Annotated in this window: 17 protein-coding genes; 8 read left to right on the top strand and 9 right to left on the bottom strand. The window is 38.7% G+C overall.

Annotated features, from left to right (window positions below; translation table 11 throughout):
• Positions 1-148 precede the first annotated feature (148 nt).
• The 3 genes from FB379_RS03920 to FB379_RS03930 all read left to right on the top strand — a co-directional run bounded on the left by FB379_RS03920 (position 149) and on the right by FB379_RS03930 (position 3497).
• Positions 149-1141, top strand: a complete 993-nt coding sequence (locus FB379_RS03920) for a thiamine pyrophosphate-dependent dehydrogenase E1 component subunit alpha (protein ID WP_063387224.1) — start codon at positions 149-151, stop codon at positions 1139-1141.
• A 26-nt stretch (positions 1142-1167) separates the two neighbouring features.
• Entirely contained in the window at positions 1168-2202 is a 1035-nt protein-coding gene (locus tag FB379_RS03925; protein WP_063387225.1) for an alpha-ketoacid dehydrogenase subunit beta, read from the top strand.
• A gap of 77 nt (positions 2203-2279) precedes the next feature.
• The gene (locus FB379_RS03930; RefSeq protein WP_094244576.1) at positions 2280-3497 is read left to right on the top strand and encodes a dihydrolipoamide acetyltransferase family protein; all 1218 of its coding nucleotides are present in this window, start codon (positions 2280-2282) and stop codon (positions 3495-3497) included.
• A 151-nt stretch (positions 3498-3648) separates the two neighbouring features.
• On the opposite strand, the gene FB379_RS03935 is transcribed toward FB379_RS03930, so the two are convergent.
• The 6 genes from FB379_RS03935 to FB379_RS03960 all read right to left on the bottom strand — a co-directional run bounded on the left by FB379_RS03935 (position 3649) and on the right by FB379_RS03960 (position 12724).
• Complete coding sequence (locus tag FB379_RS03935; RefSeq protein ID WP_144597043.1) at positions 3649-5091, bottom strand: sigma-54-dependent transcriptional regulator; 1443 nt, start codon at positions 5089-5091, stop codon at positions 3649-3651.
• Between the two features lie 18 nt (positions 5092-5109).
• Positions 5110-6759, bottom strand: coding sequence for a GAF domain-containing sensor histidine kinase (locus FB379_RS03940; protein WP_144597045.1), 1650 nt, complete (start codon positions 6757-6759; stop codon positions 5110-5112).
• A gap of 2 nt (positions 6760-6761) precedes the next feature.
• Positions 6762-7910, bottom strand: coding sequence for an iron-containing alcohol dehydrogenase (locus FB379_RS03945; RefSeq protein ID WP_063387229.1), 1149 nt, complete (start codon positions 7908-7910; stop codon positions 6762-6764).
• 356 nt (positions 7911-8266) lie between these two features.
• Positions 8267-9754 carry an aldehyde dehydrogenase family protein gene (locus FB379_RS03950; protein ID WP_063387230.1) on the bottom strand — a complete coding sequence of 496 codons (1488 nt, stop codon included), beginning with the start codon at positions 9752-9754 and terminating at the stop codon, positions 8267-8269.
• A gap of 2 nt (positions 9755-9756) precedes the next feature.
• Entirely contained in the window at positions 9757-10776 is a 1020-nt protein-coding gene (gene adhP / locus FB379_RS03955) for an alcohol dehydrogenase AdhP (RefSeq protein ID WP_063387231.1), read from the bottom strand.
• Positions 10777-11074: 298 nt separating this feature from the next.
• Positions 11075-12724, bottom strand: coding sequence for a ribulokinase (locus FB379_RS03960; RefSeq protein ID WP_066250957.1), 1650 nt, complete (start codon positions 12722-12724; stop codon positions 11075-11077).
• A 207-nt stretch (positions 12725-12931) separates the two neighbouring features.
• Here FB379_RS03960 and FB379_RS03965 point away from each other — a divergent pair, with 207 nt between their 5' ends.
• From FB379_RS03965 to FB379_RS03975, 3 genes are all read left to right on the top strand, one after another.
• Entirely contained in the window at positions 12932-14020 is a 1089-nt protein-coding gene (locus tag FB379_RS03965) for an alcohol dehydrogenase catalytic domain-containing protein (RefSeq protein ID WP_117016928.1), read from the top strand.
• A 19-nt stretch (positions 14021-14039) separates the two neighbouring features.
• Entirely contained in the window at positions 14040-15278 is a 1239-nt protein-coding gene (locus FB379_RS03970; RefSeq protein ID WP_144597047.1) for an MFS transporter, read from the top strand.
• Between the two features lie 90 nt (positions 15279-15368).
• The gene (locus FB379_RS03975) at positions 15369-16133 is read left to right on the top strand and encodes a DeoR/GlpR family DNA-binding transcription regulator (protein WP_066250948.1); all 765 of its coding nucleotides are present in this window, start codon (positions 15369-15371) and stop codon (positions 16131-16133) included.
• 163 nt (positions 16134-16296) lie between these two features.
• On the opposite strand, the gene ssuE is transcribed toward FB379_RS03975, so the two are convergent.
• From ssuE to FB379_RS03990, 3 genes are all read right to left on the bottom strand, one after another.
• Positions 16297-16836, bottom strand: coding sequence for an NADPH-dependent FMN reductase (gene ssuE / locus FB379_RS03980; protein WP_117016930.1), 540 nt, complete (start codon positions 16834-16836; stop codon positions 16297-16299).
• Between the two features lie 278 nt (positions 16837-17114).
• Positions 17115-17876: a class I SAM-dependent methyltransferase gene (locus FB379_RS03985; protein WP_144597049.1), complete on the bottom strand. Its 762-nt coding sequence runs from the start codon at positions 17874-17876 to the stop codon at positions 17115-17117.
• 76 nt (positions 17877-17952) lie between these two features.
• Complete coding sequence (locus FB379_RS03990; protein ID WP_063387238.1) at positions 17953-18261, bottom strand: hypothetical protein; 309 nt, start codon at positions 18259-18261, stop codon at positions 17953-17955.
• Between the two features lie 362 nt (positions 18262-18623).
• Here FB379_RS03990 and FB379_RS03995 point away from each other — a divergent pair, with 362 nt between their 5' ends.
• Together FB379_RS03995 and trpB are read left to right on the top strand one after the other, a co-directional pair.
• Positions 18624-19016, top strand: a complete 393-nt coding sequence (locus FB379_RS03995; protein WP_063387239.1) for a VOC family protein — start codon at positions 18624-18626, stop codon at positions 19014-19016.
• Positions 19017-19100: 84 nt separating this feature from the next.
• A complete protein-coding gene (trpB, locus tag FB379_RS04000; protein ID WP_063387240.1) occupies positions 19101-20264 on the top strand; it encodes a tryptophan synthase subunit beta in 1164 nt (387 codons plus the stop codon).
• Positions 20265-21110: the final 846 nt, after the last annotated feature.

Genomic DNA, 21110 nt, shown 5'->3' on the forward strand with positions numbered 1-21110 from the left:
ACAAAACGATAAAAATTAGGACAAAATGAGATGAAAAAAATATTTTTTATAAAGCGCTTACAAAGAATGTTGATTTGTAAGCATTTTTTTATTGGCATGATAGTTGCAAATGAAAAAAGTGAAGCCAATCAAATAGGAGGTTATCTTTATGACGATTGCCAAATCAACATCTACTCCCATTACACAAGAAAAAGCAAAATGGATATTTCAGAAAATGCATGAAATTCGCCAGTTTGAGGACAAGGTTCATGAAATTTTCAGCAAAGGAGTGCTGCCTGGCTTTGTCCATTTATATGCTGGCGAGGAAGCGGTCGCTGTAGGAATTTGCGCGCATTTAGATGACAAAGATTATATCACAAGTACGCATCGCGGACATGGACATTGCATTGCCAAAGGCTGTGATTTGAACGGAATGATGTCTGAAATTTACGGAAAGGCAACAGGATTGTGCAACGGAAAAGGAGGATCGATGCATATTGCCGATGTTGAAAAAGGAATGCTTGGGGCCAACGGAATTGTCGGCGGGGGGTTCCCGCTAGCTGTTGGGGCAGGCCTGACAGCAAAATTGAAGAAGTCGGGAGCGGTTGCAGTTTGTTTTTTCGGAGACGGCGCGAACAATCATGGAACATTTCATGAAGGTATTAATCTTGCAGCTATATGGAAATTGCCTGTTGTTTTTGTGGCGGAAAACAACGGATATGCAGAAGCGACCCCATTTGAATATGCATCCAGCTGTAAAAACATTGCGGATCGGGCTCAAGCCTATAATATCCCGGGAGAAGTGGTCGACGGCAAAGATGTGGTAGCTGTATATGAGGCGGCAGAAAGAGCAGTTGCACGAGCTCGAAATGGAGAGGGCCCGACATTAATTGAATGTAAGACATATCGGAATTACGGACATTTTGAAGGTGACGCCCAGACTTACAAATCTGCGGAAGAAAAACAAAAGCATTTACAGGAGAATGATGCAATTGCAAAATTCCGCCATTACATTCTTTCCAATCAATTAATATCCGAACAAGAATTATTAAATATCGAACAACAGGTAACAAAAGCGGTTGAGGAGGCGGTACATTTTGCTGAAAAAAGCCCGTTTCCGTCTGCTGAGGATCTTTTAAAGGACGTTTATGTATCTTATTAAATCAAAGGAGTTAGGAGGAACGAAAAATGGCAAGAAAAATTTCTTTTTCTGGTGCGGTCAATGAAGCTATGAAGCTGGCAATGCGCAAAGATCAAAATGTTATTTTACTTGGAGAAGACGTTGCAGGAGGAGCGAATGTGGATCATTTGCAGGACGATGAAGCTTGGGGAGGAGTAATGGGGGTTACGAAAGGTCTTGTTCAAGAGTTTGGAAGAGAAAGAGTGTTGGATACGCCTATTGCGGAGGCCGGCTATATTGGTGCAGCAGTTACCGCCGCAGCAACAGGACTAAGACCGATTGCCGAATTAATGTTTAACGATTTTATCGGCAGCTGCTTAGATGAAGTTATGAACCAAGCGGCAAAACTTCGTTATATGTTCGGAGGCAAGGCGAAGGTGCCTGTAACGATACGAACAATGCACGGTGCCGGCTTTCGAGCGGCGGCGCAGCATTCCCAAAGCCTGTATGCCCTTTTTACCCATATACCCGGTTTAAAAGTCGTTGTTCCTTCTACACCGGCGGATGCGAAGGGACTGTTGCTTACCTCCATCTTTGACGATGATCCCGTTATCTTTTTTGAAGATAAAACACTTTATAACCTAAAAGGAGAAGTAGAGGAAGGATTTTATACGATCCCGTTTGGAAAAGCGGATATCAAACGGGAAGGCAGCGATTTGACCATCGTAGCGATAGGGAAGCAAGTGCACACGGCCTTGAAGGCTGCCGACATATTAAAAACGAGAGGAGTCGAAACGGAGGTAATTGATCCGAGAACACTGTCCCCGCTTGATGAAGAAACGATTTTATCTTCTGTATCGAAGACAGGCCGGTTAATTGTCATTGATGAGGCAAATCCTCGCTGCAGTGCAGCTGCTGACATTTCCGCTCTTGTAGCAGATAAAGGATTTGATTATCTGGATGGACCAATTAAGCTGATTACGGCTCCGCATTGTCCGGTTCCTTTTTCGCCTGCGCTGGAGGATCTTTACTTGCCGACACCGGAAAAAGTGCTTAAGGCAGCGGCTGAAATAATTGGAGACGAAGCGATCGTGACCGCATAAAAAAAGCTGTGCGTGTTGATGAATGGAGACATCAACACGCATAGCATTTCTAGTATTCATCAAAGGAGAGATGAAACATGACAGTTGAAATTATCATGCCAAAGCTGGGAATGAGCATGGAAGAAGGAACGGTAGTAGAGTGGTTAAAGAAAAAGGGCGATCCAGTAAAAAAAGGAGAACCAGTTGTGGTGATCAGCTCTGATAAGATTGAAAAGGATATCGAAGCACCGCAAGATGGCGTGTTATTAGAGATTGCTGCCGAGCAGGATGAAACAGTGGAAGTAGGAAAAGCCATTGGCTATATCGGTCAAGAAGGGGAGGTAATCAACAACATAACGAACGATGCTGCCCAAGAAGTGGCGACAACCATTTTGAAAGAAGAAAGCTTATCTTCTCAAACAACAATTCGCGTTTCACCTGCCGCCCGAAAACTAGCACGTGAAGCCGGGATTGATTTGAGCAGTATTTCGGGTTCAGGGCCAAAAGGAAGAATTACAAGAGCGGACGTTGAAAAAGCGATTCAATCGAAAAAAGCATCCCCCCATTTAGAACCTGAACAAGAAGTAGTAATCCCGACAAATAAGCCGGCGGAAGAGCAAGAAGATATTGCAGTAAAAACTGTCACTGGCATGCGTAAAGTGATTGCATCAAGGATGTTTACAAGTCTGCATCAGACAGCACAGCTGACGATTCATATGAAAGCCGATGTGACCTCTTTATTTGAGCTGCAAGAAAAGATTAAAAGCGAACTGCAGGATGAGCAGAATTTAAAATTGACTATTACTGACTTTGTAGCTAAGGCGGTCATTCTGTCGCTGCGAAATCAAAAGCAAATGAACAGTTTGTATGAAAATGGGCAGATTCAAACGTATGATTCAGTGCATTTAGGCATTGCAGTTGCATTGGAGAACGGGCTCGTTGTGCCGGTTTTGCGCCATGCCGACAAGCTTTCCTTAAACGAAATTTCGAAAAATATCAAGGAACTAAGTAAGAAGGCAAGAGAAGGAAATTTAAGCAGCGAAGAAATGAGCGGCTCGACCTTTACGATCACCAGTTTAGGGGCTTACGGCGTTGAATTTTTCACCCCGATTTTGAATCCTCCGGAAGTGGGCATTCTCGGAGTAGGAACAGCTGCGGATACGGCAGTGTTTTCAGGAGATACCATTCAAAAGAGAAAAATTTTGCCGCTCAGCTTAACGTTTGACCATCAAGTAATTGATGGAGCTCCGGCAAGCCAATTTCTCGGGCTGGTGAAAAAATATTTAGAAAAACCGTATCAGCTTTTATGGCTGTGAGTTTTCTGCTTTCAAGCTTGCTTGATTTTTTCACTATAAAAGTAATGTGTTAATAAAACAAGCGGATCTTTCATGATCCGCTTGTTTTAGCTTACGGGCAGCATTTAATTCTCATTCACAATAATTTTTATTTATTTAAGAAGTGCTTAATTTAAATTTTCCCTTTTTCATTAAGCAAATATCGTAGCTGCCGAGTTGTAATGTTTAGTGCTTCTGCTGTTTTTTTTCGATCTCCTGTATGTTTTTTAAGTGATTTGAGGACAAATGATCGGCCAATTTGTTTTTCTAATTCTTTAATGGAATCCAATACTTGTTCAAGGTCGATGTCATCTTGCTGCTTCCATAACGATAAAATATGTTTCGTCCAATTCGATAAATAAGCTTCTAAATCATCATGAACTGTGCTAGCTTTTGGAAATTTTGTTAGTTGGAAGCTGAAGCTGGTTTTTAATTTGTCGGGTAAATATTTTGGCGTAATTATGTCTGTCTCTCCATCTGCCAATGTTGCGGCTCTTTTGACAATGTTAAATAGCTCTCTGACATTTCCCGGCCAGTTATAGTTTTTCATTAGTTCAATGCTTTCATCTGAGAATGTAAGATGTGAAGCGTTTATCTTTTTTAGAAAATAATCCAAAAACAGCGGGAGATCTTCTATTCTGTTTCGCAGTGGGGGAATTCTTAATTTCACTACATCTAAACGATACAATAAATCTTCTCGAAACGTTTTTTCTTGGACAGCCTCGGCCAAATTTTTATTCGTGGCCGCAATGATCCGTGTATTCGTTTTACGGATCGATTCACCGCCTACTCTGAAATATTCCCCCGTCTCTAGTACTCTTAGCAGCTGTACTTGAATGGCCTGGCTTGCTTCACCAATTTCATCTAAAAACAGTGTACCGTTATTGGCTATTTCAAATATTCCTTTTTTCTGTTTAATGGCTCCAGTAAAAGCACCTTTTTCATGCCCGAATAATTCACTCTCCAATAACGTTTCGGAAACAGCTCCGCAATTTATTCGGACAAATGGTTGATCGTATCTTAAGCTCATGTTGTGAATAAAATGGGCAAGCACCTCTTTGCCTGTTCCTGTTTCTCCTTCAATTAATACATTTATGTTTTTCTTAGCAATTTTTTCCGCCAGCTTGACTAATTCATTCATCTTTTTATTGTTGCCGATAATAAATCCAATCGTATCGGCCAGTTTGTCGGTGTTTGCTGGTGAAGAAAATTTCTCGCTATTTAATAAATCTTCTAATGTTTTCTCTAATTGGCTTATATCATCGAACGGTTTTTCAATATAATCATTTGCACCATTCTTAATGGCCTCTACAGCCGTTTTCACTGTGCTGTATCCTGTCATAATGACAGCTTTACAGGAAGGATGAGTTGCTTTTAATTGCTTAAGCAAATGAAGACCATCTGTACCAGGCAGCTTTACATCAATTAGTGCTAAATCAAAGGAATGGAGCGAAATTAAGTTGGAAAAATCTTCAGCATTCAAACCTACCTTTACATCATATCCTTTTTCTTCTAAAAGATGTCGAAAAAAGTTTCCTACTTCACGTTCGTCGTCTATTACTAGTACCTTTTTCATTGCAAATCATCTCCCTTTCTATTCGTGTCTAACTGGGAGCTTTAAAATAAATTCACTGCCTTCTCCGTATTTACTGTTCACGACAATTGTACCGCCGTGTGTTTCAGCGATCCCTAAACTAACGGACAACCCTAGTCCAGTGCCTTTTCCTGGACTTTTCGTGGTAAAAAAAGGATTAAATATTTCCTGCAAATGCTGGTTTTGAATTCCGATTCCATTATCTGTTATGGACAGTGTGATCCATTTTTTGTTGTCTTCAATTATTTCTTTTGTTTCAATCTTGATGATCTTCTTCGGTATATTTTTTTCTTCCAAGGCATCCTTTGCATTAATTAACAAGTTTAAAATGATCTGTCCGATTTGTTGAATATTTCCTTTCACATGATCTATATGCTCAGCCAGTTCTTTTTGAATGATGATATTTTGTTGCTTAAACTGGTCGCTAAAAATTCCTAATACTTGTTCCACCGCTTCATTGATAGAGCATTCTTCAAACACATATTCATCTTGACGAGAAAAAGTAAGTAAATTTTGGATAATGGATTTACACCTTTTTCCACATAAATATATGTCTGATAAAAGTTTGTAGGAGCGGTCGTCCTGTTTGAATGATCTTAATAAAAGCTGAGAATTGCCAAGGATAGCTGTTAAAGGGCTGTTCAGTTCATGCGCGATTCCGGCTGCCATTTCTCCAATAGCCGCTAATTTTCCAGACTGAATTAGTTGAGCCTCCATCTTTCGTTTTTCTGTAATATCGATAATGTAGATGATATATGAATAAACCTCATGGCTCCTATTAAAGATCGGAAATGAGCGGAATTCAAAGACGTGATTTTTTAAATGAAACTCATCAATAATATTTTCTTTGACTGAGAGATATTTTTCCTGAGTAGCTTCCTTTTTATCGATTTCTAATAACTTGTGTATATTCTGTCCGATAAGATCGGTTTTAAAATATTCTTTTGCAGAATCATTCGATTTTAATATATTTCCTTCTAAATCTGTAATAAACATCATATCTGATACCGCACGAAACGTTTCTTCCCATTCTTTTTTGGCTGTTAAGACTTTATGATAAAGACGGACATTTTCGATGCAAACGGCAATTTGATCGGATAGCTGCTGAAAAAACGCAAGGTCCGATTCATCGAAATGATTGATTTTTTTGCTTCCAATGCTTAAAAGACCGATAGCCGCTTCTTTGCTTACGAGGGGAATGACTAAGGCGCTTTGAATACCTAATGATTGATACGCCTTTTTTTCAATGAAATAATGAAGATCATTATTCATTTGGTAAAAAATTTTTTGTGACGACTCAATTGCCTGCCAATATAAAGAATCTTTTTTTGGAAAAACAAATCCAATAGGAAAATATAAAGAATTGGGAGGATATACATTTGTTAGCGTCAGCTTATCATGTTCATATAAAGATAAACTGATTCGTTCAAGCGGAAAAAAAACTTTTAGCTTTTCAAATATATTTTTCAGCATTTCATCTATTGACATATCGATATTGAAGCTTCTATTTACCTCATTTATCACCTCTAGCTGCATGTTTTTCTTTTTGAGCTCTTCAACCATGATTTTCAATTCATTATAGTAGCTTTTTTTAGAAGATTGGACACCAGTCAGCTTGCTGATCATTTCTTCCCGATCTTTTAGCAACATTTCTACCAAGCCTTTCTGAAAAGTTCTTCAATAATTTCGACAGTGACATCCCTTGGATTTGTGATCATACATGCATCATTTAAAGCAGTTAAGCTCATTTGAGGAATTTCTTCTTTTTTTACATGAATTTCAGAAAGCCTTTGCGGAGCTCCAACATCTTGAATTAATTCCTTCACAAGGTCAATCGCCTTTTTGGCTGCTTCCATTTTCGATATGTCGCAATCATTTAATCCAAGGAGATACGCAATATCTGCAAATTTTTGAGGATTTGCTAAATAATTAAATTCCATGACATGAGGCAATAAAATAGAATTCACATCGCCGTGCAAAATAGGATATCTGCCACCAACTGCATGAGACATGGCATGAACAGCTCCTAAAATGGCATTGGAAAAGGCAATTCCAGCTTGTAAACTTGCCATTGCCATATTGGTTTTCGCCTCTTTATTTAATTTAGAGGCGACAGAAGGCCGTAAATATTTAGCGACAAGCGATATAGAATTTTTGGCATGAACATCAGTTAGCGGTGTTGCGGCCAAACTAATATACGATTCAATCCCATGTGTTAAAACGTCGATTCCTGTTGAAGCAGTTAAATGGGAACTTTTTGTCACGAGTGTTTCAGGGTCAATAATAGCAATATCAGGTATTAACGATTTTGAAATAATGGTCATCTTTTTCTGTTTTTCTGTATTTAAAATAATAGAAAATTGTGAAACCTCTGATCCCGAGCCGGCTGTAGTAGGAATCATGATTTGAGGCGGGAGGGGATGCTTAATTTTGTCGACGCCTTCATAATCATGAATGACTCCGCCATTTGTTGCTAACAGAGCAATAGCTTTGGCTGCATCAATAGCGCTGCCTCCGCCAATCCCGATCACCGAATCGCATCCATATTTAAGATATATATTTCGCCCTTTATCCACTTCTGTATCCTTTGGATTAACCGTAATATCAATGAATGTCTCGTATTTTAAACCGGCTTTCACGCAGCTATCAATGACTACATCCAGCCAGCCGGCCTCCGAAATACCGCGATCACTGACGATGAGCACATTGGATGCGCCCAAACGTAAACAGCAGTTGCCGACTTCAGAAATGGAACCGTTTCCAAATATTATCTCCGGCATGACAAATTTATGAATGTTCATTATGTCCCCCCTTTAACATTGACAGTTTTTCCATAAATACATAATTCCATATAAAAATAAAAAAATCCTTTTAATATGTAAAAGGTAAACAAAATATGTAAGTGGCAAGCAACAATTCATTGCTTACCACAACATATTGAAAGTAGCCGGCATCCGCCAGCTACTTTCAGACAAAAATACGAAATCAAGTAGGGGCTGTCTAATAAGTCGATTTTCCGGCTTATAGACGCCCCTTTAATGTTTTATAAAAAGTTGATATATCAATGTTTATGATGTTTCGTTTTAATGGATTTTGATTTCTGGACAGCCCCTACTTGAATTATTTAGGGGCCTATCGAGCACTCCCCTATTTTGTATTAATTCTGGGCAATCCAGACGCTTTTCACTTCTGTATAGTTGTCTAATGCATAGGATCCCATTTCTCTTCCTATGCCGGATTCTTTATATCCGCCGAACGGACTTGCAGCGTCAAAGACGTTGTAACAGTTTACCCAAACTGTTCCAGCACGGAGCTTGTTAGCAATGTAATGAGCTTTTGTAACATCGCGCGTCCAAACCCCTGCTGCTAATCCATAATTTGTATCGTTTGCACGTTCAATCAACTCATCTATATCTTCATATGGCAAAGCGGCGATTACCGGTCCGAATATTTCTTCTTTTGAAATGGTCATAGAATCTTCAACGTTGGCAAAAATAGTCGGCTCTACAAAATACCCTTGTTCGGAAGGTTTTTGTCCTCCTGTTAAAAGTTCAGCACCTTCTTCCAGCCCTTTTTCAATATATCCAAGGACTCGGTTTTGCTGCTCGGAAGAAACAAGCGGTCCCATTTCTGTATCTGCTTTTAGTCCAAATCCTTGTTTAATAGATTTTGCATGGGATACCATATCAGCCACAACATTGTCATACTGTTTCTTCTGAATGAAGACGCGGCTGCCTGCACAACAAACTTGTCCTTGGTTGAACATGACGCCATTTAAAGCACCCGGAATTGCTTTTGAAAAATCAGCATCAGGCAAAATGATGTTCGGTGATTTACCGCCTAGTTCTAACGTAACGCGTTTAAGAGATTTCGAAGCGTTTGCCATAATTAATTTTCCGACTTCAGTTGAACCTGTGAAGGCAATTTTATCAACTTGTGGATGTTTGACTAATGCATCACCTGCTGTTTCACCAAATCCGGGAACAATATTGACAACACCGGCAGGAAAACCGGCTTCTTCAATAAGTTCAGCTAAATATAAAGCTGAAAGAGGTGTTTGTTCAGCTGGCTTTAATACAACTGTACAACCGGTTGCAAGCGCGGCGCCAAGCTTCCACATTGCCATGAGCAATGGAAAGTTCCAAGGAATAATTTGCCCTACGACGCCAACTGGTTCATGACGTGTATAGTTAAAATACGGTCCATTGACTGGAATTGTTTGTCCGACAATTTTCGTAGACCATCCAGCATAATAACGCATGTGTTCAATTGCCAACGGTACGTCGGCATTGATTGTTTCACGAATCGGTTTCCCATTATCCAATGTTTCTAGCTGAGCCAGTTCTTCTTTATTTTCCTCCATTAAATCCGCCAGTTTATACATGAGCCTGCTTCTTTCTGCTGCGCTCATTCTTGACCACGGTCCACGGTCAAACGCTTCTCTGGCTGCCTTCACAGCGCGGTCGATATCTTCAGCATCTCCTTCATAAACTGTTGCCAATCTTTCTCCCGTTGCAGGGTTAGGAGTGTCAAATGTTTTTCCTGAAGCGCTTTCAACAAAGCTGCCGTTTATATACATTTTTTTCTTACCGGATAAAAACTTTTCAACTTTTTCTTTTAATTTAGGGGCTGCAATTGAGCTCATCATCAATCCTCCTTCAATTTTAGTACAATACGACCGTTGATTTTTCCTTTTTCCATTCTTTCAAATACTTCATTTATTTCTTCTAATTCAGCGGTTTCAACAATTGGACGGACTTTTCCGCGAGCAGCAAAATCTAATGCTTCCTGCATGTCCTTTCTTGTACCGACGATGGAACCTTTAACGGAAACGCCGTTTAATACTGTATCGAAGATCGGAATAGGCAGATCAGCATTTGGCAGACCAACAACAACTAATGTGCCTCCCCGTTTCACTGACTGATAGGCCTGTTCAAATGCTTTTTTATTCACCGCTACACTAATAGCAGCATGAACACCGCCTACTTGATCATGTATCGCTTTGACAGGATCTTCTTTTAAACCGTTGATTGCAATATCTGCACCTAAATCTTTGGCTAATTTTGATTTTTCATCACTGATATCAACAGCTACCACATTAAGTCCCATCGCTTTGGCGTATTGTAATGCAATATGACCAAGTCCTCCAATACCGTAAATGGCCACCCATTCACCTGGCCGAGCACCTGATACTTTCAACGCTTTATATGTCGTTACGCCTGCACATAAAATTGGCGCTACTTCAACTGGATCTAAGTTATCAGGAATTTTCGCCACATAATCTGCGGGAGCTTTACAGTATTCCGCATATCCGCCATCAACGGAATATCCGCCATTCAATTGATGCGGGCAAAGTGTTTCTTGACCAGTTAAACAATATTCACATTCACCACATGCAGAATATAACCATGGGATGCCGACGCGATCTCCCACTTTTATTGATTTAACTCCCTTTGCGACTTCTACAACAATTCCGACTCCTTCATGCCCCGGAATTAACGGCAATTTGGGTTTAACCGGCCAGTCACCATGGGCTGCATGTAAATCCGTATGGCACACACCGCATGCTTCGATCTTAACTAAAACTTCACCTTCCTCTAGTTTTGGTCTTTCCACCTCTTTAATTTCAAGTGCTTTTTTAAATTCGTTAACTACTGCTGCTTTCACTCAAAACAACCCCTTTCATTTTTTTTTCGACTTTATATCATGCAAGAACCGTACCAAAATTGAAAGCGCTTAATTTGCGGAATATTAGAAAAATACAAAATAGATTTTTGCCGAATTTTTGGCAGACTTGAACAAAATATTGGCAGAATTGTTGCGTGAAAAGAAAAAGCAGGTTGTTCCAATGAGAAACCTGCTAAAAATATAGTGTTCAGTTTTTGCTCAAGCATGAATGATCATATTGCTTTCGGCACTGACGATATGCTTCCATGCAGATATTTTTTGGGGCGACATGTTCGGATTAAAGAGATTTTAAATCCTTCATCCAACTTTTTTTCGTAATTCCGAAATAATTGTGTAATTGCTGATATATTTGAAATAATTTTTTATATTTTTCTACATGGCTGAGAATTGGTTTGTAAGTTTTCAAAATTGGCTGTTTCATCTTTTCAACAGCCTCTTCTACGCTATCATATCCTCCATTTTCCTTGCCAGCTGCAACAGAGCCAAGAATGGCAGCGCCAACTGCAGGGGTATAATCGCTGGCTGAAACAATAATCTCTTTATTTAAAACGTCTGCATATATTTGCATGAGTAAATCATTTTTTTGGGGCAAACCACCGCAAGCAAATATTTCATTAATTTTTAATCCTGCTTGTTCATAATTTGAAATAATGATTTTTGCGCCAAATGCTGTAGCTTCCATATATGCTCTATAGATATCCTCAGGTTTGGAAGCGAGGGTCAGTCCTACAATCATTCCTGAAAGATCTGCATCTGAAAGTATAGATCGGTTTCCATTATGCCAATCTAATGCAATGAGACCAGATTGACCAGGCTCTAGGTGAGATGCCTTTTTTTCCAGTAAATCAAATACTGAAATTCCTTGTTCTTTCGCTTCTTTCATCAATGATTCCGGAACTTGTTTTGCAAACCAGCCAAATAAATCGCCTACAGCGGATTGTCCGGCTTCGTATGCATATAATCTTGGGATAATAGAATTTTTTACTACTCCCGAAATACCCGGTATATGAATTTCTTTTTTGCTCAGCATAATATGGCAAGTGGACGTCCCCATTACCATTGTCAATTGATGCGGTTTGGATGAACCGACTCCTAATACTGCGGAATGAGCATCGATAATGGCAACGGCGACAGGCAGATTTTTCGGCAATCCTAAAAGACTTGACATTTCATCAGTGAGGACCCCAGCTTTTTCACCAATATATCCAATTTTACCTTTTAACTTTGAAGAAACAATGTTTTTAAATTCAGGATGGAGCTTTTCGAAAAATTGCACGGGAAAACCGCTGTTTTCATTCCAAAAAGCTTTGAAGCCTAACGAGCAATTGCTTCTGACAACTTTCCCTGTTAACTGTGAAACAATCCAATCTCCTGCTTCCAAAAATAAGCTAGCTTTTTCATACACTTCACGATCTTTGCAAAAAACTTCATAGCATTTTGGGATAAACCATTCTGTTGAAATGTTGTAGCCGTAATTTTTTAGCCAGCTTTCTTTATGTGAAGAAGCTAATTTGAACATTTCTTCTGTTTCTTTTTTCGGTCCATGATGCTTCCATAATTTTACCCACGCATGGGGATTGTTTTGAAATTCCTTGTGAAAACATAATGGTTTTCCTTTTTCATCTACTGCGACCATAGTAGATGAGGTGAAATCAATGCCAATACCAATAATTTGTGAAGAGCTGATATTTGCATCTTTTATAGCATGAGGAATTCCTTTCATAATGACTTCTAAATAGTCGCCCGGATGCTGAAGAGCATAATCCCTGGGTAATCTCGTCCCATCGTTCGTCGGAAGCATCTCTGTAATCACTCCATGCGCATATGGAATGACACATTGTCCTTTAATAGACCCATCGTCAATGTTTACTATTAAAACTCTCCCAGATTCAGTACCGAAATCAATTCCAATAGTATATTTTTCCATACCAACCACTCCATGAAAATGCTTTCATTGTACTGATTATATTAAACTAATAAAATAAAATTTACAAGCAAAAAATTAATATAATCGAGCAAAAATAAACATATTTTTGTTCATTTATATTGACAATTTAAACAATATCGGATTATATTCATTATAAACAATCAAAAACAAGCAAGAAAGAACATAAATGAACATGGAGGATTAAGGATGACAGATGTGATTCATTCAAAGGCTTATAGGTTAATAGAGCCTGGAAAATTTAAAGAAACAATTATTGAACATAAAGTAAAGGAAGGTGAAGTTGTCGTCCAGCCTATTTTAGCCAGTATTTGTCATGCAGACTTAAGATACTATACCGGCAAAAGAAGAAAAGAAGCTCTTAACCAAAAGCTTCCGATGGCATTATTTCATGAAGGGATTGGAGAAGTAGTCATTTCAAAAGATGAGTTTATACAAGTTGGACAAAAGGTTGCAATTGTGCCAAGCATCCCTGGTTACAGATTAGAGCAAAAGAAAAAAGAAGATTGTTGTGAATCCTGCAGGAGAAATGTCGCAGATAACTATTGTAAAACTGGAGTGTTTTTAGGAAGCGGATATGACGGCATTGGTCAGGAGTTTTTAGTATTGCCAAGCGAAAATGTTGTACCAATTCCAGAAAAGCTGAAAGATGAGATTGCTGTATTAGCAGAGTTATGCTCAGTTTCACTGCATGCACTGAATCATTTGAAAGAAGAAGATTTTCATAAAGGGAAAATTGCTGTGTTCGGAGATGGACCAGTAGGATATTTAACAGCCGCAATGCTATATCATTATTTTCATATTCCTAAAAGCCAGCTATTAGTGTTTGGAGCAGTGGAAGAAAAACTGAATCAGTTTGATTTTGCCACTGTACACTTAGTTAACGATTTTCCTTTTTTAGAAGCTAAAGGGGTGACAGTTGCAATTGAATGCACAGGTGGCAAGTTTAGCGAAAGCGCTATCAACCAAGCGATTGATTTATTGGAGCCTGAAGGCAAATTGATTTTAATGGGGGTGACAGAGCAGCGTGTACCAATTAATACAAGAGATGTATTAGAAAAAGGGTTGCAGCTTTACGGAAGTTCCAGAAGTTCAAGTGAAGATTTTAAAACTTTGATGCAAGCATTTCTAAATGAAGATTATCAGAAAACTCTCTCTAAGTTGATACCGGAAAAAAGCATAGCAATCCGAAACGCAGAAGATTTAAAAAAGGCAATGGATGAAGCTGCTGAACATAAAGGGTGGAAAAAAACATATTTATCTTTTTCATGGAACTAAATAAAAGGGGTGTAAAATAATGACACAAGTAACTGGAGTGAAATGGACTGAAAAATTAGGTATACCTTCTTCGATTGCATGGGGTTATTTAGGGATTTTAATTTTCATGATGGGAGATGGACTGGAAATTGGCTGGCTAAGTCCTTGGTTAATTGATCAAGGATTTACAGTTCAGCAAACTAGCCTATTGTTTTCGGCTTATGGGGTGACAGTCGCTGTTTCTTCGTGGCTGTCCGGAGTATTAGTTGAAGCGCTTGGTACAAAAAGAACGATGTGGCTAGGGGTGTTATTTTATATACTGGGAACAATTGGATTTTTGAGTTGTGGGCTGCCGAATTTGAATATTTGGTGGATGGTTCCGTTTTATGCATTAAGGGGCTTGGGATACCCGCTGTTTGCATACTCTTTCCTAGTATGGATTGCTTACCGTGCCGATCAGGAGCGTCTCGGAACAGCTGTCGGCTGGTTTTGGTTTGTATTTACAGGAGGTTTAAATGTTTTAGGGGCTTATTATTCCGTAGTTGCAATCAAATTATTTGGGCACTATACTACGTTGTGGTCATCAATCTTTTGGGTCGTATTAGGGGCGATAATCGCATTAATAGTTAATAAAGACAAATTAGAACCAAATCAAGGAAGTTCTGCAAAAGAAAAATTATATGAGCTAATAAAAGGTGTCACAATTGTCAAGGAAGAGCCGAAAGTATTATTAGGCGGCATTGTTCGTGTCATTAATACTACTGCGCAGTTTGCATTTCCTGTTTTTTTGCCTACTTATCTTGCTGGACACGGAATTCCAACATCTACATGGTTGGCTATTTGGGGGACAATTTTTACAAGCAATATTTTATTTAATCTATTTTTTGGATATATAGGGGATAAAATTGGCTGGCGCAATACCATCATGTATTTTGGCGGTATTGGCTGCGGAGTTACTACTTTAGCTATATATTATTTTCCAGAGTGGTTTAATGGTAATATTTGGATCGTTGGCTTAGTAGCCATTTTATGGGGCGGATTGTTAGCGGGATATGTTCCGTTGTCTGCTTTAGTACCTTCGTTGGTGAAAGAGGACAAAGGAGCTGCAATGTCTGTTCTAAATTTAGGCGCTGGTTTGCCTGTTTTTGTTGGTCCTGCTATCGTTGGCCTGTTAATTGGTTCAATAGGAAATGCAGGAGTTATTTGGGTGCTGGCAATACTTTATTTTGTAAGCGCTATATTAACCAAATTTATTACATTGCCTGAAGAAACGAAATAACAAGATCTGAAAAAACATAGTCGATTGAATTCCTAAAGAAAAGAGAATAATATAAGAATAGAAAAATTTAAATTGTTAGGAAGTTCGACTATGTTAGCTCTTGAAAGGCAAAAAAAAATAGTAGAATACGTAAAGGAAAAGAAATTTGCTACTGTGGCTGAATTGGCTGTATATTTTCATGTCCATGAGGCAACGATTCGAAGAGATTTGTCGCTATTAGAATCAGAGGGAAAATTGAGAAGGACCCATGGCGGCGTTGTCATTGAGGAAGATAAAGTAAAATCGGAGCCGTCTTTTCAGGATCGGGAAACCGTTCAGTTCGAGGAAAAACGAAGAATTGGCATGCGTGCTGCACAGTTTATACAAGATGGCGAAAATATTATACTAGACTCAGGAACAACGACCGTTCATATTGCTGAAGCGATATTAGATAGAAAAAACATAACAGTGATTACAAACGATATAAATGTTGCGGCAAAGTTGCGTTTTTCAAATGGGATTAAAGTTATTGTAACAGGTGGTACGCTATATCCGGAAAGCTATATGTTAAATGGACTCATTGCTGATGAAGTGTTAGGCAATCTCCATGTGGACAAAGCATTCATCGGAACGCCAGCCCTTCATCACAAATTTGGCCTTACTCATTTTGATGAACAGATTGCTGCAACGAAGCGTTCTATGATAAAAGCTGCGAAGAGCGTCTATGTTGTAACGGATCATACGAAAGTAGGAAGGATTGCTTTGCATACTGTTGCCAGTCCAAATCAAATTGATGCGGTAATTATAGGCTCTGAATTAAGTGAGATTGAAATCAAAAAATGGGAAAATAGTGGCGTTAATCTTCATCTTGTATAAAGGAAAATTCAATATTTTACTCAAAATGCTTTCATTTTTCATTAACAATAATAATGAAAAAAGCAGATTGCACCGTACGGGCAGTCTGCTTTTAATTTACTAGCGGCAATTTTGCGAAATCAAGAACGAACAAAAAAACCTCTGAGTTTCGATTAGGAGCTGATCATGCTTTTTGTCCATTTAAAGCATTCGCAAATTCCTCTACTGCTGCGTCCAATCTTTGCACTAGCTCTTCTGACAAGCTGTATTGTTCATTTTCTTCTCTGGTTACCCAGGCATCAACGGCATAAACGCCTCCTAGAATATATCTGCCTCCCATTGTGGATAACACTGGTTTTAGCGCATAATCTATAGATAGAAGGTGAGCCAATGTGCCACCAATAAACAACGGAAGTATTGTTTTACCCAAAAGCCCTTTTTGCGGAAGTAGGTCAAGGTATGTTTTCAATACGCCTGTATAAGCTGCTTTATACACTGGGCTTGCGATGATAATTCCGTCAGCTTGTTCTACTTTTTGGTTGGCGTTCAGAATCGCCTCGCTGTCGAATTTAGCTTTGATTAAATCTTCCGCAGGCAGCTGTGCTACTTGAATGTAATCAATCTCAATTCCTTTTTGCTGCAATTGCTGTTCAGCATATTGGATTAATCCATTTAATCTTGATGATGGAAACGGACTTCCATTGATAATTACAACTTTGCTCATTTACTACTATGCTCCTTTCTACGATTCTAAAAAACATATAAATCTTATTGAAATAGTTCGCTTTATGCTATCATCATTTTTATATTCTGTCAATATATGGAGGCTCTTAGCTGTTATTCTAATAGCCTTTAATTTGAGCATAAATCAAGAGAAAATAAGAAGCAACTTTAAGCTCTTGGAGATTTAGCTTTTTCCAAAATTTTTTTGAGAAAGTTACATATTGTTCACTTTCTTTTAGATTCAACAATTCGCGAAGATATGAGACGCCTCTTTACGTGCTATTCTTTAATCCCGATGACACGAATTCGCTTATAATCGGCAAACCAGATGCCATTTTTATATATGACGTTTTTCAAGTTGTTTTCCACGTTTGTGAAGATAAGATTTTTTGTTTCGTTTGTCAAACTGTTAAACAGGCTGCCAGCGAACATCTCTATCCAATTTTTTACCCCATTTTCCCCATGTAATGGCGTTGGGCGGTCAAAATGCTGGGCGAACACGACACGGAACCCCACTTCTTCCATCAACGATGAATATTCACCAATGCTCGGGAAATACCAAGGAAATTGGTCTGCTAATTCCTCCATGCCCAATTTATTGAATTCATTTCGGATGGCATCGGTAATCGTTTTGACATTGCCTTTGCCGCCGAATTCCGCTACAAAACGGCCGTTCTCCTTTAAGGCCTGGTATATATTGATTAACGCCTGTTTTGGCGGCTTGATCCAGTGAAGAACTGCATTGGAGAAAACGGCATCAAACTCGTTGCGGTATCCAAGATTTAGAACATCCTTCACCTCAAAGGTTAAACCGGGGTATTTTGCTTTAGCCTGATTAATCATATTTTCTGATTTATCAATTCCGACGACGTCAACTCCTAATTCGTAAAGCTTCCAGGCTAAATCTCCCGTACCGCAGCCGAGGTCAAGAATACGTTCACCTTTTTTTGGCTCCAACAGATCAAGCAAATGCTCTCCAAATTTGGAAACAAATGAATGTTTTGCATCATACAAAGCTGCATTCCAACTGTCTTTTTTCATGTGATAGGATCCCTTCTTTCATTTGTAGTAAAAATATGGGGGAATTTTGCAAAATGCATTTCAATGGAACATTCGCTTATTTTTGGCCATTTCTAAACGGTTCCAGTACTTCATCCACCCATTGACGAAATTTTTCATACGCTTCCTCATTTGTTTGAACATTTTCTATAAATCCACCTTTAAATTTATCATAATAATGCTCTTTATTTACAAATAATTGTTGAAATTCTTCCTCTTTTAAATCATCAAAAAATAAATCCATTGTGCCATCAGTTCTTTCCCAGGCAATTCCTTCGATGAAAGGGGAAAATTCATCTTTAAAGTTGTCTACATGTAAATGATTCCCGGTGTAATTTTTCGAATGAAAGTAGTCATTCTTCTTCATGAGTGTGTCCTCCAAATTGATTTTTACATAATTTGAATTTTTTACTAAGTATCTCGTTAAGAAAGATTACACAATATAACAAGATGTTTCTTGTTTACCAATTTGAAGAGCAATTTCGGAGCAGGTAACCTGCATCACGCTGCGCTTTTTAACTCCATTTTATATTTTAGAATATTTCAATTGTTTCTAGTAATGCTCTATTTCAAAAAAGATTGTAGCTTGGCCCTAGGAAAATGCGATGTTGAATCATTACACAGAAACAGGAGGCACTCCTCTTCTTAAAAACAAGGTGTCATTCCCTTATGGTAAAATGGACGAGAAGAATGTTTATCCCTACAATCTGGCAAAGGCGGGTAAAAAAGATGAAAAAAATAATCCCTCATATTTATTTGCATAACTGTAAGGAAGCGTTGCAATATTATCAGCAAGTATTTGGAGGAGAACTTAAAAATGTAGAGACATCCGATGGAAAAGAAATGTTTAAAGGCCACGAAGGAAAATATATTCATGCCGAGCTGCATATTAACGAATCCTGTGTACTTTATTTTGCCGATGTTTTCTCACCGGTGACGAAGGGGAACAATATATGGCTGACATTGGATTTGGAGTCAGAAGATGAAATAAATTCAATTTTTACAACATTAGCGAAAGACGGACAGGTCAAAATGGAATTGCAAGATACTTTTTGGAATTCAAAATATGGTGTGGTAATCGATAAATTCGGTGTAGTTTGGGAGCTAAACTATGCAAAATAATAAGCGGCAGAAATTCTAAAAATAAGTGTTTGATTTGAACATGTTTTGCTATAATTGAATAAAAGCTTAGAGGAGATGAGTAAGATGAGTCAGCAAACAGTTGAGAAGGGTTATTTTGGCCAATTTGGAGGAAGCTTTGTTCCAAAGGATTTGCAAAGAGCATTGGACATACTGGAAGAGAATTTCGAAAAATTTAAAAACGATTCAACGTTTAATGAAGAATTGGCATATTATTTAAGAGAATATGTTGGTAGAGAAAATCCGCTGACATATGCGAAAAATTTCACAGAAGCGCTCGGGGGCGCGAAAGTTTATTTAAAACGTGAAGATTTAAATCATACCGGAGCACATAAAATCAATAATGCAATTGGACAGATCTTGCTTGCCAAACGGATGGGGGCTACTAGAATCATTGCAGAAACAGGTGCTGGACAGCACGGTGTTGCAACAGCAACCGCGTGTGCGATGTTTGGAATGGAATGCACCATCTATATGGGCAAGCTCGATACAGAGCGGCAGGCATTAAATGTGTTTCGGATGGAGCTGCTTGGTGCAAAGGTAGTACCGGTTGAAAAAGGACAAGGACGTTTGAAGGATGCGGTGGATGCAGCTTTAGCTGATTATGTGGAAAATTACCAAAACACGTTTTACTTGCTTGGATCTGCTGTCGGCCCGCATCCGTATCCAACAATTGTCAAGCATTTTCAATCGGTTATTAGTGAAGAGTCGAAAAAGCAGATTCTTGAAAAAGAAGGGAAGCTTCCAACAGCAGTGATTGCTTGTGCAGGAGGAGGAAGCAATGCAATCGGAGCTTTTGCGCATTATCTGGACGAACCAAACGTAAGATTAATAGGAGTGGAGCCGGAAGAGGCACCAACGCTTACGAAAGGTGTTCCAGCTGTTATTCACGGATTTAAATGCTTAACTTTGCTTGACGAAAATAATGATCCAATGCCGACTTACTCTATTGCAGCAGGGCTTGATTATCCTGGAATTGGTCCAGAGCACAGCTATTTGAAGGAAACCGGACGGGCAGAATATGTTACGGTGTCTGGAAAAGAGGCTTTGGAAGCTTTTCAGCAATTATCTAAGTTGGAAGGAATCATCCCTGCCCTTGAAAGTTCACATGCTGTAGCATATGCGATGAAACTTGCCCCGCAGCTAAGCAAGGAGGATATTGTGATCGTTAATCTCTCTGGCAGAGGAGATAAGGATGTCGAGCAAGTGTTTGAAATGTTGAAAAAATAAGGTGAAAATCGGCGTTTTTGAACGTCGATTTTTTACTTTCTTTTAACGATTCATCAGCTGAATTTTTAGAAGAGCAAGTTGTTTATAGTAATATAAAAAAGGCAGATTTTTGATCCACCGGATAAGTGTATATTTATCTTTGAAAAAATTCTTGACAGCTCTGAAATGGGCAAGGTATGGGAGCTGTAGTCACGAAAGTGCTATAGAAAGTTAAAAGATATGGGATAAGTGCGCTCATCACATTTTTTCAATGAATCAAAATGGTGTAGTTTTTGAGGTATAGTTATCATTTGGTCTTAACTTTACTCTGATTTTATAGGAATCTTCTCAGCTCTTAGTATTTTATGTTGGTTGATAAATTTAGTTTGCGAAGGAATGACTGAGGGGTTCAATCTAACTGTTATCTAAGCTTGCCATGATTTCGGAGTTTACATTTAAACGCCGGACATTTACCACCAGCTTTGTAAATATATGAACAAAATAAGAAAAACTGTTGATTTAATGCTTTTTTCAGTGGTATAGGGTGTTAAATGGACAGCTTGGTATCTATTTTGTTCACAATTTCGACAAAAACATAAAAAAATGTCGTTTTTTTTACATTTTTCCGTTGCACCGTCATTTTCGCTTTGCTATAATAAAACCCGTCATTGCATTACGGCTACCACGAGCGATGCTTCGATGAATAAGCATCGAGTTGCCTCGACGCATCTCCTTCCTCGAATAAGCTGGAAGAGGAAGAGGCATGGCAAGTGCGTGTTTTTCGTCTTGATAGAAAAGAAATAATGTATGCGGGTGTAGTTTAGTGGTAAAACCTCAGCCACGAGCGATGCTTCAATGAATAAGCAT

It is taken from the genome of Aeribacillus composti (assembly GCF_007827555.1).
Lineage (GTDB): Bacteria > Bacillota > Bacilli > Bacillales > Aeribacillaceae > Aeribacillus > Aeribacillus composti.

Excerpts from the sequence above, each read along its gene's own strand:
- FB379_RS03950 (WP_063387230.1), bottom strand. The coding sequence starts at position 9,754 with ATGAGCTCAATTGCAGCCCCTAAATTAAAAGAAAAAGTTGAAAAGTTT.
- FB379_RS03940 (WP_144597045.1), bottom strand. The coding sequence starts at position 6,759 with ATGTTGCTAAAAGATCGGGAAGAAATGATCAGCAAGCTGACTGGTGTC.
- FB379_RS03930 (WP_094244576.1), top strand. The coding sequence starts at position 2,280 with ATGACAGTTGAAATTATCATGCCAAAGCTGGGAATGAGCATGGAAGAA.
- FB379_RS03945 (WP_063387229.1), bottom strand. The coding sequence starts at position 7,910 with ATGAACATTCATAAATTTGTCATGCCGGAGATAATATTTGGAAACGGT.
- FB379_RS03995 (WP_063387239.1), top strand. The coding sequence starts at position 18,624 with ATGAAAAAAATAATCCCTCATATTTATTTGCATAACTGTAAGGAAGCG.
- FB379_RS03970 (WP_144597047.1), top strand. The coding sequence starts at position 14,040 with ATGACACAAGTAACTGGAGTGAAATGGACTGAAAAATTAGGTATACCT.
- FB379_RS03990 (WP_063387238.1), bottom strand. The coding sequence starts at position 18,261 with ATGAAGAAGAATGACTACTTTCATTCGAAAAATTACACCGGGAATCAT.
- FB379_RS03935 (WP_144597043.1), bottom strand. The coding sequence starts at position 5,091 with ATGAAAAAGGTACTAGTAATAGACGACGAACGTGAAGTAGGAAACTTT.
- FB379_RS03965 (WP_117016928.1), top strand. The coding sequence starts at position 12,932 with ATGACAGATGTGATTCATTCAAAGGCTTATAGGTTAATAGAGCCTGGA.
- FB379_RS03960 (WP_066250957.1), bottom strand. The coding sequence starts at position 12,724 with ATGGAAAAATATACTATTGGAATTGATTTCGGTACTGAATCTGGGAGA.
- ssuE (WP_117016930.1), bottom strand. The coding sequence starts at position 16,836 with ATGAGCAAAGTTGTAATTATCAATGGAAGTCCGTTTCCATCATCAAGA.
- trpB (WP_063387240.1), top strand. The coding sequence starts at position 19,101 with ATGAGTCAGCAAACAGTTGAGAAGGGTTATTTTGGCCAATTTGGAGGA.
- FB379_RS03985 (WP_144597049.1), bottom strand. The coding sequence starts at position 17,876 with ATGAAAAAAGACAGTTGGAATGCAGCTTTGTATGATGCAAAACATTCA.
- FB379_RS03975 (WP_066250948.1), top strand. The coding sequence starts at position 15,369 with ATGTTAGCTCTTGAAAGGCAAAAAAAAATAGTAGAATACGTAAAGGAA.
- FB379_RS03925 (WP_063387225.1), top strand. The coding sequence starts at position 1,168 with ATGGCAAGAAAAATTTCTTTTTCTGGTGCGGTCAATGAAGCTATGAAG.
- FB379_RS03920 (WP_063387224.1), top strand. The coding sequence starts at position 149 with ATGACGATTGCCAAATCAACATCTACTCCCATTACACAAGAAAAAGCA.